The organism is Paenibacillus sp. FSL H8-0175 (assembly GCF_045040615.1).
Taxonomy (GTDB): domain Bacteria; phylum Bacillota; class Bacilli; order Paenibacillales; family Paenibacillaceae; genus Paenibacillus_AQ; species Paenibacillus_AQ odorifer.
The window spans coordinates 5,331,359-5,347,343 of record NZ_CP150299.1 but is presented as its reverse complement, the minus strand read 5'-3'; the positions used below and the strand labels follow the sequence as shown (position 1 = coordinate 5,347,343).

Sequence of the window (15,985 nt, the reverse complement as noted above, 5' to 3'; positions counted from 1 at the left end):
TTTGCTTTTTTTTTGCGTGTGTGAAAAATATAAGAGGGCCTCTTTGAAGCGTTAGGTATTGCTTCAAAAGGGGCCCTATTTTGCATTTGCCCAAAGGTGCAGATCCTTTCTGCACCTTTGGACGATGTCAGAATTTATTTTGGACTATAAAATAATGTGTATAGTCTTCTAAAAAGCGTGTCGCTTAAAAGGTGAAATTACAATGATTTTAAGGGAATGGTATTATGGAAAACTTATTAAGACTAAGACACAAACTACTGTTCCAATTTAGTTTGATCTTGTTAATGAAGAGTGCGGTGGCCTGGTTTGTAGTGTTTAATGATAGTCCGAATTGGAATATGGTGCTGACAGAATTTCCATTCTTCATCATAGTATTCTGTCTAATTGAGTGGTTTGCGGCTAAACGAAAGCTCCTGTATTATATGATTGCTAATTTTTTGATTACGATAATCTACTTCGCCGTTCTGATGTATTACAAATACTACGGTGTAATTGCCACCTATCATGCCCTGCAGCAGGCAAAAAAAGTTACCAACGTAGGAGAAAGCACATATTCATTGATCTCCCCTTACTATCTCTTCATCTTTGTGGACATCTTATACTTTGTATTTGTTATGTTTTGTCCTAAGTATATTACCAGATGGAAGGAAAAAGGCTTAACCCGTATGAGCCGTAAGGCTCTGATTGGCATGATGGTTGTGTCTCTCGGACTCTGTACCTTCAATATCTGGCCTAACCATGCCAGTATGAATGAGATAAAAAAGGCAAAAAGTATGGGGATACTGAACTATGAAGTATATAAGATTATTGTAGACACTACCGGGAAGGAAGAACTCATTGATTCCAAAGAAATCACACAACAGGCCGTTGATCAGTTGAAAGGTATTGATAACCTGAGCGCACCTGAGTACTGGGGTACAGATAAAGGCAAAAACCTGATTATCGTACAAATGGAATCCTTTCAAAATTTCCTAATAGGGCTAAGGGTCGGTGGACAGGAGGTTACCCCTAATCTGAACAAGCTGGCTAAGGAAAACACGTACTTCAGCAGCTTTTATACGAATGCGGGCCAAGGGACAACCTCAGATGCCGAGTTTGTCGTTAACACCTCATTTTATGTACCTGAGAATGAACCAGCTACCTCATCCGAATATATGAACAAAGCATTGCCGAGTCTGCCACGACTGCTTGGCGGTAATGATTATTTCACAGCTACGTTCCATACCAACAATGTCGACTTTTGGAATCGTAAGGATTTATACAAAGCCATCGACTTTGATCAATATTATGACCAGTCCTTCTACGGAGACGAGGATCATATCGCTTTCGGTTCTTCGGACGAGATGCTGTTTGCCAAGACCATACCGGAGCTAGTAAAGATGGATAGCCGGGATCAGCCTTTCTATGCCATGATCATCTCTATGAGCGCGCATCATCCCTTCCATATCCCAGAAGAGAAATACAAAATGGAATTGCCTAAAGATTACGAGGGGACACTGCTTGGAGAATATATTAGGGCCCAGAATTATGCGGACTATGCAATGGGTGAGTTTCTGGAAGAGCTGAAGACCAGAGGACTTTGGGATGATAGCCTGGTTGTATTCTACGGTGACCATCAGGGTGTTCCAATGTATAGCCTTACCGGGGAGGAAAATGATCTGATAAAATCGCTAATCGGGCATGAATACGGCTATACAGACATGTTCAACATTCCGTTCATTGTTCATTCTCCCGGCGCGAAGCTTCCATCCGTTATGGAGGGTACGGGTAGTCAGATCGACATTATGCCGACGTTAGCCAATCTGCTCGGCGTATCTATGCAGAATCAGCTGCATTTCGGTCAGGACCTGTTCAATCAAGAGAGTAATTTGATCCCCCTCAGACACTTTTTACCGACAGGGTCTTTCGTGAATGAACAGAGTATTTATGTCACGGGCAATGATTATACCGATGGGAACAACTACAGCTTAAGTGACAACACGATTACTACGAACGGTTCGAACGAAGCGCAGTTTGCCACGGGTCTGCATTTGCTCGAGCTGTCCAACAGCTATCTGCTTCAACTGCCGAATGATGGAGAAGAAAAATAATGCGGAGCTGTTTTTCATCATCCAATTCAGAAATTGAGGTGTTCCCAATGATCTATCTTTCAGTCGTCGTGCCTGTCTATAACGAAGAGGAAAATATATACGATCTTTATTTGAGTATCACTGACGCATTGAAAGGAAAGATTGAAAATTATGAAATCGTGTTGGTGAATGATGGAAGCAAGGACCGAAGTTCTATACTGTTGAATGAAATCGCCCGGATGGATTCAAATATAAGAGTTATTCATTTCCAAAAAAACCACGGGCAAACGGCAGCCATTTATGCCGGAATAAAAAGTTCCAGAGGGGAGTTAATTACCCTTATGGATGCCGATTTACAGACAGATCCCCGGGATATCTTCCGGCTGATGCCATTTATCGATAAAATTGATTTTGTAAACGGAAGACGCATAGATCTAAAAGATGCCAGACTTAAAAAAATATCCTCTCGTATCGGAAATCGAATCCGTAATTGGATCACTGGAGAAGCGATTTATGATCCTGCATGTCCCCTGAAACTGTTCACGCGAGAAGTGGCAGATAGCTTTCATTTATACAATGGGATGCACCGTTTTCTGCCGACACTAGCCAAGATGAACGGGTTCTCTGTTATTGAAGTAACGGTAACCCATCAAAAAAGAAAACACGGTGTATCTAAATATGGGATTTTGAAGGGGAGCTATACGGTTTTCATGGATGCCATAGTTATTGGATGGCTTAAAAAAAGAGGGATTATATACCAAGTTAAGGAAAGAACATAATAAAGTTCATTGAGATTACGCCAATAATTCTCTTCTAAATACATTTGATGGAGGATTAGTGTGAGGTGTTTTGAACAGAATCTATTAAAACTCAGGTGAAAATTAAAATCAAAAAAATACCCTAGAAAGTCCCTAACTCTGTCAGTTATAAGTATGTAAGCGCTCTGTTATTATGTGAAAGGACGATTATATATTGAAACTAGACTATTAAGTTAATGAGGTGAAACAATTGATTAATGTAGGAACGAACTACCATCCGCATGATTGGCCTCGGGAACGCTGGCCAGTTGATATTCAATTGATGAAGGAATCCGGATTCAATCTCGTTCGCTTGGGGCATCTATGTTGGGACAGCTTTGAACCTTCGGAAGGGAATTTCACGTTCGAATGGTTTGATGAAGTGATGGAACTATTTGCGGAAGCTGGAATCAAGGTTGTGCTTGATATTGCAACTCGTCCTGCACCGACTTGGTTGCACAAGAAATATCCAGGAATTGACCTTTCGGATCGAAACGGTAACCGGCTTGCTGCAGTTCATCGGTATATGGATGATGTGGGAAATCCGGATTTCCAGAAATATGCCTACCGTTTTGCCGAAGTAATAAGCAAACGCTACGCAGATGCTCCAGCCCTTTATGCATTGGGACTATGTAATGAGGTGGGTAGCGGAACGCCGAGCTTCTCAGAAGAGGCACGTCGGCGTTATGTGGGATGGCTGAGAGAAAAGTATGTTACGATTGAGCACTTAAATCTTTGCTGGGCTGCGCATCGATGGTCACGCAAATTGAACAGCTTCGAGGATGCAGAGTTCCCTGTGGCAGGTGCGATGAATGGAGCTCCAGAGAGAATGCTGGACATGTGGCGGTTTTTCTCGGACGAACAGCTAGTTTATCTAAAGGGATTAAGGGATATAGTCCGCAGGAATGCCCCGAATGCCAGAGAGTCGACCAATCACTGGGGAGAACATCCAGGCTATGGATTTGATTATTTAAAGGCTTATAGAAGCACATTTGATATTCCAGGAGTTGGATTTTATCCTGGTGTCAATCCGGAAGATAGAAACGCTCTTCACGGAACCTGCTTTACAATGAACCATAGGATAGGCGAGATGGACAAGCCAATTTGGTGTCTGGAATTTCAAACAGGGTCGTTTGGGGCATATGCTCCACCAAAAGGTGTGCTAAGAATGTATGCCTATCTGGCTTTATTATTTCGTGCAGAGACTATATGTGCCTGGACATGGCGATCAATGTTGGGTGGTGAAGAACAATATTTTTACGGATTGTTGGACCATGATGGTCTCCCAGGAAGAAAGCTGGATGAATTCCGGCAGTTCACTTCTGAACTCGATAAATTAACTGATTTGGGATTACCCTATATGCCAAATCCCGAGATCGCACTTGCCTATTCTTATGAAGCTTTCAAAGTCTCCGAAAATCAGAAGGCATACTACAAAACTGCTTATCTGAAACAAGTTATAACAACGTATCAGGTTTTGATGGCAGACAACACAGAGTGCAATGTTGTGAATTTGCGGAAAATTGAAAAGGATTACAAGCTTCTATTGATTCCCGGACATTGCATTATGGACGAAGCTTCTGCCCAAGCGGTTCGTCAATTTGTGGAAAAAGGCGGAACGGTTATTATGACAGCGTATTCTGCTAAAGTAGATGAAAATAACCAGGTGTTCAGCTCAACTTTGCCGGGCAGACTCAGCGATGTATTCGGCATCCGTGCGGGTGCATTTGAACGCCCGATTTATCATACTTCCGATGCGAACGAAGGCGGACTTCAGAAGGAGCGGATGAATCTCCGCCGTGAATCGCCACGGATCCGCATGGGCGACAAAATTATGGATACACCAATCGATTATTATGAGATTCTGGAACCTAACACGGCAGAGACCTGGGCTGTATTTACCGATATTGACCGGGAATTACCGGCTGTTACCGCAAATAATTATGGACAGGGGACAGCCATATATACAGCTGTTCCTGCACAAGCAGATGTTCTGCAAGCGCTGCTTGAGGGTTGCTATGAAAGGTTGGATATCCGGAAGGGAATTACTACTCCGGACGGTGTCGTTGCCCGCCAAATGGGTAGTTCGGAAATTTATGTAAATACGACTGCTTTGGAGCAGACTGTAATCTTGCCCGCGAAAGCCCATAGCTTATTTTCAGATAATGTAGTTGAAGGCGAAATGGTGCTGAAGCCTTATGGCGTAGAGGTTCTTGAACATTCGGACCTCACCTAAATATAGTCAACGGTACAACATGATGTTATATAATTCCAACAAGCCGGAGCGCAAATACACCGGCTTGTTTCGGTTTTGGTGAATAAAGTAAGCGATTTCTTAAATCCTAAAAACACCTGAGTAAAATCCTAAATCTCCCGGTTTAAGCATTAAGGCTAATAGTATAATCTAAATGCAAGCGCAATCATTAACGCTATTAAACTAAAAATTGTGCTAAATAAAATTATCAAAGGGGGAACATATGGATGCTTAGAAGAAAAATTCTTAGCACTATGATGATTACAGTGTTATTACCCGGTATTATTGCTGGCTGCTCTTCGAACAACAATAACGGGAATGCTAAGTCAACAAACAGTGCTCAAACGACCAATGCAGGAAGTACACAGGGGCCAACAGATAGTAAAGTCGTTGATCTTGAAGTTTGGTGGCCAAATACTGGCTATAAGGGAATTGAGAAAGATAGTCCGTTATACAATCAATATGCCGATTTACTTGGTGTTGGTGTCATTAGCCCCTATGTAGAATGGAATGGCGGCACTGACTACTTGAACACTCTCAATATGAAGATTGCTGCTGGTGAAATGCCAAACGTATTTCTTCCATGGAATGGAAATGAAACCGATCTTGCCAAAAATGGTGCTATTGCAGATTTGACAGACTTGTTGCCTGAATATGCACCGAACCTATGGAAGCTAATTCCTGAAGATGTGTGGAATGTAGTTAAAGCAAATGACCCGACAGGACAAGGGAAAATTTACTGGATTCCAGGTATTAAAGGATATGAGAGAACAACGGGTATGATCCGTAAGGACTGGCTGGACACTTTAGGGTTGCAAATTCCAAAGACTCAAGATGAATATGTGAATGTTTTGAAAGCGTTTAAAGAAAAAGATCCAAACGGTAATGGTACAGCGGATGAAGTTCCTACCGGTGGCAGACAAAATGCCCGGTGGATGGATCACCTATTCAATATGTATGGTGTGGCTATGGTCGAGGGATATCCAGATTGGGATATCTATAATGGGGAATTAACATACTCGGCTGTTTCACCCAATATGAAGGATGCTCTTGCTTTTATTTCCAAACTCTATAAGGAACAGTTAATGGATCAAGAGACATTTCTTAATGACAAAGCTGCTTGGGATGGAAAAGTGGATGGGAATCTAGTAGGAAGTTATTTTCAATGGGCTGAGACATCCTATCTCCATCTTGGTCTCATTGAACAATCTACTGGTGTGAAGGCAGACTTCTCGGTACTTCCGGTTCTTGAAGCTCCTGGATATGAGGGTCAAGGTTTTATTACTACTAAGCAAGTGGGGAATCCTGAATGGGTGGTAAGTGCTCAACAAGATGATGAACACCTGAAGGCGAGTTTAAAGTTTCTTGATGGTATTGCTGACCAATCCAAATGGATGGACATTTACTGGGGAGCGGAAGGCATGCATTACAGTGTAGTAGATGGTAAAAAAACCAAATTACCAGATGATAAGAGTACTCAGCAAAATCGTCTAAACTCATACGATCAATTTGGAAACATTGAATTTAAAGAGCAATTGTTGACTGAATCAGCATCAGAAAGCGATAAATGGCAATTTGAACAAAGCATTCGGAACATGAAGGATCTTCAGCAGTACGTAAAAATTATTGCTGGTGATGGTTTGCCTTCTACCGTATATACCGATTATCCGGATATCAAGAATAATACACTCTGGTATGAATATGCGACAAAAATTATTATCGGAACCTATTCCATCGATAAATTTGATGAGTTTGTGGATAAGTGGAATAGTTCTGGTGGTGAAGAGGTAACAAAAAGAGCAAGAGAATGGTATGCCAAGCTCGAAAAGTAACGGAAGTAAAAAATAGAAACTTAAGGAGAATGGGCAGTTTGATTGCTATCGGATTGCCCTTTTCTTTCTTAAAACAAATAAATAAACAGGATGGAGTGGAGAATCCATATGCAAGCTACTGGTCGATTTTATCAGCATGCGCGAAAATGCTGGCCGTTGTATCTCATGGCTTTGCCTGGGTTGGTTTTTTTCATTGTACTACGCTATATTCCTCTTGGAGGATCTATTATCGCTTTTCAAGATTATTCCTTATTTAAAGGGATAGCTAACAGTCCTTGGGTTGGTTTCAAGCATTTTAAGATTTTGTTTGATTCTCCTGATTTTTATCGTATTTTTGCGAATACGCTGATTCTCGGCTTTTTAAAAGTCGTTGTCATATTCCCGGTACCGCTTATACTGGCTCTTATGATTAATGAAGTCCGGGCAGTACTGCTGAAAAAAGGGATTCAAACTGCACTTTATATCCCGCATTTTTTATCATGGGTAATTATCGCCGGTATTGCCTTCGACATGTTTTCATTAAATGGGATATTTAATACGGTACGCGATTGGTTTGGTTATGGACCGAACCTGATTATGCAGGATGAACGTTATTTCCGTTGGATCTATGTATTCACTTCTATATGGCGGGAGGCTGGCTGGGGAACAATAATCTATTTGGCGGCTATCAGTTCTATGGATCCCCAGATCTACGAGTCAGCCACTATTGACGGGGCTTCTAAAATGAAACAGGTCCGGCATATTACATTACCTCTTCTACTACCAACCGCATTAGTACTTTTCTTGATTAATCTTGGAAGTTTCCTTGATTTAGGTTTCGATCAAGTGTTCACTTTGCTTACACCAATGACGTATTCCGTTGGAGATATTATTGATACTTACGTATATCGGTCGGGTATTCAGGAAGCCCGTTACAGCTTTGCTACAGCAGTCGGTCTGTTCCAGGCCATTATTGGATTTGTACTTGTTTATGTTTTCAACCGAATTTCAAAAAAAGTTACGGGCGGGGGGTTGTGGTAATATGTCAATGTCCTTTAGTGAAAAAGTCATTCAAAAATGCATCGTTGCTTTTCTAATTATATTATCGGGAATTGCTCTGATTCCCCTAATTTCAGTTTTGTCCGTTTCATTCAGTTCAAGGGTTCCGGTAGAACTGAACCAGGTGACGATTTGGCCGAAAGGGTTTACACTGGACTCATGGAAATACGTACTTGACCGGCCAGATCTGTGGAGATCATTCGGGGTTACGGCAGTTGCGACAATTGTTGGGACCGTTCTAAGCTTATTGATCACCGCGCTAATGGCCTATCCACTCACTAAAAAAGAGTTTACGATAGGAAAGGTTGTCATGGTCGCCGCAGTTATAACCATGGTATTTAAGGCTCCGCTAATTCCATACTTTTTGACGATGAAAAATATTGGTCTGTATGATAATCCGTTAGTTCTTGTTATTCCGCATATACTTACTGCGTATAACCTGATTATAATGCGGACTTTTTTTCAGGAATTCCCTCATGAGCTTGAGGAGGCTGCTGTTGTTGAAGGGGCGGGATACTTCCGGTTATTATTCAACATTGTGCTTCCGTTGTCCAAAGCCGTACTTGCCACACTTGGATTATTCTATGCGGTGACGCTTTGGAATCAATTCCAGCATCCGCTAATGTTCATCCAGAATCCGGACTGGTATCCACTGCAGATAAAAATAAGACAGTTTATTACAAGTGACAACGAACTGCAAATAGTGGGTAATATGTCACAACTGAACTACAGTGCCAGAACGCTTCGTGCAGTTACCATTGTGTTTGCAATTGTCCCGATCTTAATGATTTACCCTTATTTACAGAAGTACTTCACTAAGGGTGCAATGCTGGGTTCCGTAAAAGGATAAGTTGTAACTCGTGCGCTGTCGCCCTACTGTTCATTCTAATATGAAAGCGGGAGACAGCATGATAATTAGCGCGATACGCCGACGGATTGGTGAAATGAAGCTACGGAACAAGCTGATGTTCAGCTATTTCGTGGCTTCCATCATTCCGATTATCGTAATCAGTTTTACTATCTACCATTTATCCGCAAAAAGTGTGGAGCAAGCATCCAAGGAATTTGCTTCAATGTACATTTCACAGGCGACCACGAACCTGAATGATTTCGTAGACAAGTCCAATAGGATAACTCGTTCGGTACTTCAGGAAACGGATATTATGGGTATTATGAATAACCGCAGTCAGTTAACAATGGAAGATTCGATTGAGACCCAAAAGGTGATTTCAGGATATTTTGGACAGATGTCTATGGAATATCCAGAGATTGAAACAGTGATGCTGATTAGTGCAGATGGGAAAATTTATGATTATACCAAAGCTCCCGATAAGGTGAATACAGATCGGTTGGTGGAGCAAGTCTGGTATAAACACATTCGGGGATCCGAAACAGCATTGTTTATTACCCCTATACATGATAAAAGTTATTACGGAAATTCAAAAGGAGATGCCACATTTACGGTCGGAAGGATACTCCGTAATTATAACGGGTCCTATGCCGGGATGATTTTACTTGATATGGACCCTGTCCATCTGATTAATCTGAATGAGGATTTCCTAATGCTTGGCAACCGTTATAACATCAAGATGATTATCACTAATGATGAAGGCGAGTTAATATATCATTCTGACGGTGCCACTGGGAAGAAAGCATGGAAGGACATTATTGACGACAAGTACTTTGCTGATCTTTCTAGGAGCGGGCAGGACAATATTGTGTTGTCAAAAGATGCGTATGACGGACGACTGCGGATTAATACAGAGATTCCACTAAAAAATCTTCTGGCCACAATTAATAATATAAAACATGTGACAATATGGTCGATCATAGTGTTCCTGTTTTTCATTGCACTGCTTTCAATACTGTTCAGCTATAAGATCACCAAACCTGTATTAAACCTGAGGCGCAGTATGAAGCAGGTGGAGATTGGAAATTATACGTCGCTTATTCAGGCTCCAGTGGCTAATGATGAGATCAGTAATCTGGTCAAAAGCTATAACAAAATGATTATAAAAATCAAGGAGCTTATCGAGGATGTCTACCTCGCAGGGTTAAAGCGCAAGCAGGCACAGTTTCTCGCCCTTCAGGCACAGATTAATCCGCATATGCTTTACAACACTCTTGAATCAATCCGGATGAAAGCCGTGGTCAAAGAACAAGACGACATCGCCGAAATGATAAAAATTTTAGCCCGTATGTTCAGACATTCTCTAGGCAAACAGCGTGAATACAATCTGGTAAAACATGAGGTAGAATACGCTGCGAATTTTTTATTTCTGCAGAATATCCGTTACGATAACCGGTTTGTGCTTGATGTTCGCTTAAGCGATAGAGTGCTAGGGACTCCCATCATTCCACTTGTTTTTCAGCCAATCATTGAGAATAGTATTAAACACGGCTTTCATAATTATGATAGTCAACTGCATATTACAATCGAAGAGGAGATCACAGAGACTGGAGATGTCTTGATTCGAATCACGGATGACGGGTATTCCATGACCGCCGAAAAGGCGTTTGAGATTAATGAACTTCTGTGTTTATCTGATTTGGGCGGAATGTATCAAAATACCGATGATGGAAATGGTGAAGGTGGAATTGGTCTTTACAATATTGCAGAACGTATCAGACTACAGTATGGAGATACTTATGTTCTAAGAGTACGTTCCGATGAAGAGGCAGGAACAGTTGTTGAAATGCGAATCCCACTTCAAGATTCATCAAGGGGGAACTGAGTTGAACTATACTATGGTTTTGGTGGATGATGAAAAAGGGATTATTGATGGGTTAAAGGTCATAATACGACGTTATCTACCACAATGTGAAGTTATCGGCTGTGCTTACGATGGAGACGAAGGGTATGAGCTTGTGCGTCGCTTACAGCCCCAAATTGTAATTACAGATATCCGAATGTTGCATGTAGACGGACTAGAGATGATAGAGAAGCTTAAGAAGGAAAGTGTAGCCTGCAAGTTCATTATCCTTAGCGGGTATGCTGAATTTGAGTATGCGCGTAAAGGGATGTATCTGGGCGTACGATATTATTTGAATAAGCCTATTGAGGAAGAGGAACTTCAAGACTGTACGAATCAAATTATCAAGGAAATTGAAGAAGAACGCGTTCACGGTGAATTGCTCGCTAAGTATCAGCCACCGGCTAAGGATTCTTTTTCAAAAAAGGATATTATTACTGAGATTAAACAGTACGTTGCCGATAACTTTAACAATAATATAAGCCTTGCAGATTTATCTAACCGGTTCTATCTGAACCTGAATTATTTAAGCCAACTCTTCAAAGAAAAAACGGGACAGAATTATCTCGAATATTTGACGCAAGTCCGGATGGAGCGGACGAAGGAGTTGCTGACCGAAACCGATCTGAAAATTTATGAAATTGCTCAGATGGTGGGCTACAGCGATCCGACCCATTTTTCCAAAGTGTTTGAACGAGCAGCCGGGTGCAAGCCAACTGAATACAGGAAAATTCATAGTTAGAAGTTTTTAAACGCTGATACCATATGTATAAGGAGTTGTCCTCATGATTGAAAATCCAATACTATCAGGTTTTAATCCGGATCCATCTATTGTTAGAGTTGGTGAAGATTATTATATCGCAACCTCAACATTTGAATGGTTTCCAGGAGTACAGATTCACCATTCAAGAGATTTAAAGCACTGGCGGCTACTTACCCATGTTCTTACAGAGGAATCACAGCTTAATATGGTTGGAGATCCCGACTCCTGTGGAATCTGGGCCCCTTGTTTGACATATGATAATGGGCTTTTTTATTTGATTTATACAGATGTAAAGAGCCGATTAGGTGTGTTTAAGGATACTCATAACTATCTCGTCACAGCAAAGTCTATTGAGGGTCCCTGGTCCTCACCTGTCTATCTGAACAGCAGCGGTTTCGACCCGTCGTTATTCCATGATGAAGATGGACGGAAATGGCTTGTCAACATGCTATGGGATCACCGCGCTAAGCACAATTCATTTGGGGGTATCGTCCTTCAAGAATATAGCATACAGCAGCGAAAACTAATCGGCGAACGGAAAAATATTTTTTTAGGAACTCCGATTAGATCCACTGAAGCACCCCATTTGTACAAGCAGAACGGTTATTATTATTTGTTAACCGCTGAAGGCGGTACCAAATATGATCATGCCGCAACGATGGCGCGTTCTAAAAGTATAGAAGGACCTTATGAGGTAGACCCGCAAAACCCCATTTTGACTTCTTCAAACCGGAAAGAGTTATATCTTCAAAAATCAGGCCATGGCTGTATAGTGGAAACTCAAGCAGGAGAATGGGCTATGGTACATTTAGTGGGAAGGCCTGTAGCTGATGATTTTTGCATCCTTGGTCGTGAAACAGCAATTCAAAAAATGGAGTGGAATGATGAGGGCTGGCTGCGGATTAAAGGCGGGGGTAACGCTCCGATTTCTATGATTCATGAGTTCTCTTTGCCGGAGCATACTTTTCCTGATGAACCGGATACCGATCATTTCAACAGCAGCAAATTAGGAATCCATTGGAATACGCTGAGGCTGCCGGCAGATGATACATGGCTTACACTAACAGAACGTCCTGGATATTTGCGCTTGAGTGGAAGAGAATCGTTTAATTCGAAGCATCGCCAGAGTCTTGTTGCCCGTCGCCAGCAAGGGATAAACTGTGAAGCGGAGACTATGCTGGAGTTTCAGCCTGATCATTTTCAGCAGATGGCTGGGATGGTATTATACTACGACACTCAAGACTATGTATATTTGCGGATCAGCCGTGATGAGGTGCTCGGCAAATGCCTTGGGCTTGTCCGCTGTGTAAAAGGTAAGTGGGAAGAAATTTCGGATGCAGAAATTTCTATCGAGGAAGCCGAATACTGCAAGTTAAAAGTCGTCATCTTTGGCAGGGAAGCCTGCTTTTATTACGCTATAAATGATGGAGAATGGACGCCGATTGGTCCGAAGTTGAATATTCTGCATCTTTCAGATGAGGGTGGAGAATTTATAAGGTTTACAGGCAATTTTATAGGTCTCTGCGTTCAGGATTTAAGTGGTACAGGCAAGCATGCGGATTTCGATTATTTCCGCTATACCGAACACACACGTGAAGGAGGTAATTAATTTGGCAATCATTAAATTCCCCGATTCTTTCCTCTGGGGAGCGGCTACGGCAGCCTATCAGGTTGAAGGAGCCTTTAATGAAGACGGCCGGGGATTGTCTATATGGGATACTTTCGCACATATTCCGGGAAATACGCATGATGGGGACAACGGAGATATAGCTTGCGACAGCTATCATCGATATGAAGAGGATATCGCACTTATGAAGGAGCTTGGCATCCAGACCTACCGATTTTCGATTTCCTGGCCGAGAATTCTGCCGAATGGAACGGGTGAAGTAAATGCTAAAGGTCTTAACTACTATCACCGCTTGGTCGATAATCTGCTTGAGAATGGAATTGAACCTTTTTGCACCTTATATCACTGGGATCTTCCGCAGGCTTTGCAGGATCTGGGTGGCTGGAAGAACCGTGATACTATCGACGCTTTTGTCCGGTACTCCGAAATCATGTTCAAGGAATTCAGCGGCAAAATCAAGTACTGGGTAACCTTCAATGAACCTTGGTGTGTATCCTTTAAAGCTCACTACGAAGGAGATCAGGCACCGGGTGAACAGAATCTGCAGAGTGCCATTGACGTTGCCCACCATATTATGATCGCTCATGGAAAGAGCGTTCAGCGGTTTCGCCAACTTGGCTTGTCCGGACAAATCGGGTACGCTCCCAATGTCAGCTGGCGTGAACCATTCAGCTCTAGACAGGAGGATATAGAAGCCTGCTACCGCAGAGTGGGCTGGATGGTAGAATGGTTCATAGACCCTCTACTTAAGGGTGAGTATCCGGAGTTTATGATACAAGCCTTTGCAGCTAAAGGAGCACATGTGCATATTCAACCTGGTGATATGGAATCAATTAACCAACGGATTGATTTTCTCGGTATCAACTATTATATGGGATCGGCCGGACGCTATAAAAAAGGTGAAGGCTTATTTGATATGGAAGACATTGATGAAGGCTATGAACGTACCGATTTCAACTGGCCGATCTATTCACGCGGCTTCTATAAAGTCCTAGTACATATTACAAAGCGTTACGGACCCATCCCTATCTATATTACCGAGAATGGGGCATGCTACAATGATGAGCCTACCTTGGGCAGAGTTCATGACGGGAAGCGGATTGAATACTTGCGTAAACATCTGATTCAACTCAGTCGGGCAATAGAATCCGGTGTGCAAGTAAAGGGATATATTACTTGGTCTCTAATGGATAATTTTGAATGGGCTTCCGGCTACAGCAAACGTTTTGGGCTGATCCACGTGGATTATAACACGCTTGAAAGGACGAAGAAAGACAGTTTCTACTGGTACGAAAAACTAATAGCTAAAGGGTGGCTAGAAACTTAACTGTTGGTTCTTACTGCCAGCAAGCCCCGATGGAACAAAACCCAAAAATAGCGCTTCTCCATTAACGGAGAGGCGCTATTCTACTACTAACTTTATTGATTTTTTAGGATAGACATTATAAATTAATAAGTTTTAAAATTCTTTACATATAGGTTTTTTGAAAGCTTTTTGGATTTGTAATAAAGATAGTAAAAAAATGAGAAATGAATGAGTGAAATTAAAACACTGGGTATATAAGCATTGTGAATACCTAGTGAATATCCAATAACTATATCATAAAGGTGTATGCAGTACGAACTATCCCAAGCTGAATTGGAGCAAAAGTTTGATATGCAATCTTTGTAGCAATAAAAGAAGCACTCCATAATAAAATGGCTGTGATACATGCTAGGAAATATAAGTGAGTCGATGGATTCTTCTTCATTAAGCACCCTTCTTTATAAGCCACTTCTGCAGCATCTTTATTTTCGCTTATCTTATCAGAGACAATTGAAAAAATCCAATAAGTAAACTGAACTTGATTGGGTGGGTTCTACTAATGTCGAAATAGAGCATAGATAAGCTCTTTTTCATCTGTGAAATCCACATTTGAACAGTTTTTATCTTATATCAACTAAAAGTCTATACCCTTAAACTTTTAGTTGATATGTATATATGCACTAGTGTGTTAAATTCGAATATGTATTAAAGGTGATTCATTACATGAAATTAATTACAGGAGATGGTGAAAGGGAGGAAAGCATGTTATAAAGGGAAGCATATAACGGACGGAGTAATTTGATTCGTATGAAAAAAGGGGAAAATTTATAAGATGCAATTTTTTCCATTAGAAATTATGTTTGTCAGACAGTAATCAAAGATAGGTAATGATGTAAGCGGTTAACAATCTGTTTAAATGTTCCTTAAAATTTAAAAACACGGAGGATTTTTATGAAAAATATAAAGGGTTTAAAAACGCGGTTTATGGCAATTGTGATGGTTGCAACTATGGCTCTAGGACTTGCAGCCTGTGGTGGCGGAAGTAAAGATATTTCCGGTACTTATTCCATTGACTATACGACTGAGCAACTTTCAGGGAATTTATCTAGTAACGGATATTTGATTGCTATCAATGCTACGCAGAAGAACACTTTGGTTCTGAACAAGGATGGAAACTATGAATACACCAAAGTTGTTAGCGGAGAAACGGCAAAAGTTGCTTTGACTTATAAGTTTACTGGTAGCTACACGAACGACGGTACTGCGGTGACTTTGAAAGTACCGACTGATGTGGAATTCAATGAGGACTGGGGACAGCTAAAAGAAGCTGGCAAAACGAACTCTGAAGGCAAAGCTTCTGAAGGCGCGACTGTGCAAAAAGCGGAAGGTGTAAGTATTGAACCTTCGAAATTCTTCTCATCACCGTACTATGCTGAGAGCGAAGCCAAAGATGTAGCAATTACAGTTGATACCGATAACGATTCATTTACTTTTGCTGAAGCAACTAGCTCTGATGATGAATAACGCACGCGAATTAGAAAAAGGA

The 15,985-nt window shown here is 41.4% G+C and carries 11 protein-coding genes; all 11 read left to right on the top strand.

Going from position 1 to position 15,985, the window contains the following annotated elements:
* Nucleotides 1-284: 284 nt before the first annotated feature.
* The 11 genes from MHH46_RS23750 (at nt 285) to MHH46_RS23700 (ending at nt 15,963) form a co-directional block, all read left to right on the top strand.
* On the top strand, nt 285-2,090 hold the full coding sequence (locus MHH46_RS23750) for an LTA synthase family protein (protein ID WP_405132522.1): 1,806 nt from the start codon (nt 285-287) through the stop codon (nt 2,088-2,090).
* Between the two features lie 47 nt (nt 2,091-2,137).
* On the top strand, nt 2,138-2,848 hold the full coding sequence (locus tag MHH46_RS23745) for a glycosyltransferase family 2 protein (protein WP_076192133.1): 711 nt from the start codon (nt 2,138-2,140) through the stop codon (nt 2,846-2,848).
* Nucleotides 2,849-3,068: 220 nt separating this feature from the next.
* Nucleotides 3,069-5,102, top strand: coding sequence for a beta-galactosidase (locus MHH46_RS23740; RefSeq protein WP_081387831.1), 2,034 nt, complete (start codon nt 3,069-3,071; stop codon nt 5,100-5,102).
* A 245-nt stretch (nt 5,103-5,347) separates the two neighbouring features.
* On the top strand, nt 5,348-6,952 hold the full coding sequence (locus MHH46_RS23735; RefSeq protein ID WP_076191938.1) for an extracellular solute-binding protein: 1,605 nt from the start codon (nt 5,348-5,350) through the stop codon (nt 6,950-6,952).
* Nucleotides 6,953-7,117: 165 nt separating this feature from the next.
* Nucleotides 7,118-7,972: an ABC transporter permease gene (locus MHH46_RS23730; protein ID WP_405132521.1), complete on the top strand. Its 855-nt coding sequence runs from the start codon at nt 7,118-7,120 to the stop codon at nt 7,970-7,972.
* 1 nt (nt 7,973) lies between these two features.
* Nucleotides 7,974-8,840, top strand: a complete 867-nt coding sequence (locus tag MHH46_RS23725) for a carbohydrate ABC transporter permease (protein WP_076191933.1) — start codon at nt 7,974-7,976, stop codon at nt 8,838-8,840.
* Nucleotides 8,841-8,898: 58 nt separating this feature from the next.
* Nucleotides 8,899-10,725, top strand: a complete 1,827-nt coding sequence (locus MHH46_RS23720; protein ID WP_179086287.1) for a sensor histidine kinase — start codon at nt 8,899-8,901, stop codon at nt 10,723-10,725.
* Between the two features lies 1 nt (nt 10,726).
* Nucleotides 10,727-11,485, top strand: coding sequence for a helix-turn-helix domain-containing protein (locus MHH46_RS23715; protein ID WP_256716535.1), 759 nt, complete (start codon nt 10,727-10,729; stop codon nt 11,483-11,485).
* A gap of 43 nt (nt 11,486-11,528) precedes the next feature.
* Nucleotides 11,529-13,115, top strand: coding sequence for a glycoside hydrolase family 43 protein (locus tag MHH46_RS23710; RefSeq protein WP_076191930.1), 1,587 nt, complete (start codon nt 11,529-11,531; stop codon nt 13,113-13,115).
* Nucleotide 13,116: 1 nt separating this feature from the next.
* The gene (locus tag MHH46_RS23705; RefSeq protein WP_076191928.1) at nt 13,117-14,460 is read left to right on the top strand and encodes a GH1 family beta-glucosidase; all 1,344 of its coding nucleotides are present in this window, start codon (nt 13,117-13,119) and stop codon (nt 14,458-14,460) included.
* A gap of 930 nt (nt 14,461-15,390) precedes the next feature.
* Nucleotides 15,391-15,963 (top strand): hypothetical protein, encoded by a 573-nt coding sequence (locus MHH46_RS23700; protein WP_076191925.1) that lies wholly within the window; start codon nt 15,391-15,393, stop codon nt 15,961-15,963.
* Nucleotides 15,964-15,985 lie beyond the last annotated feature (22 nt).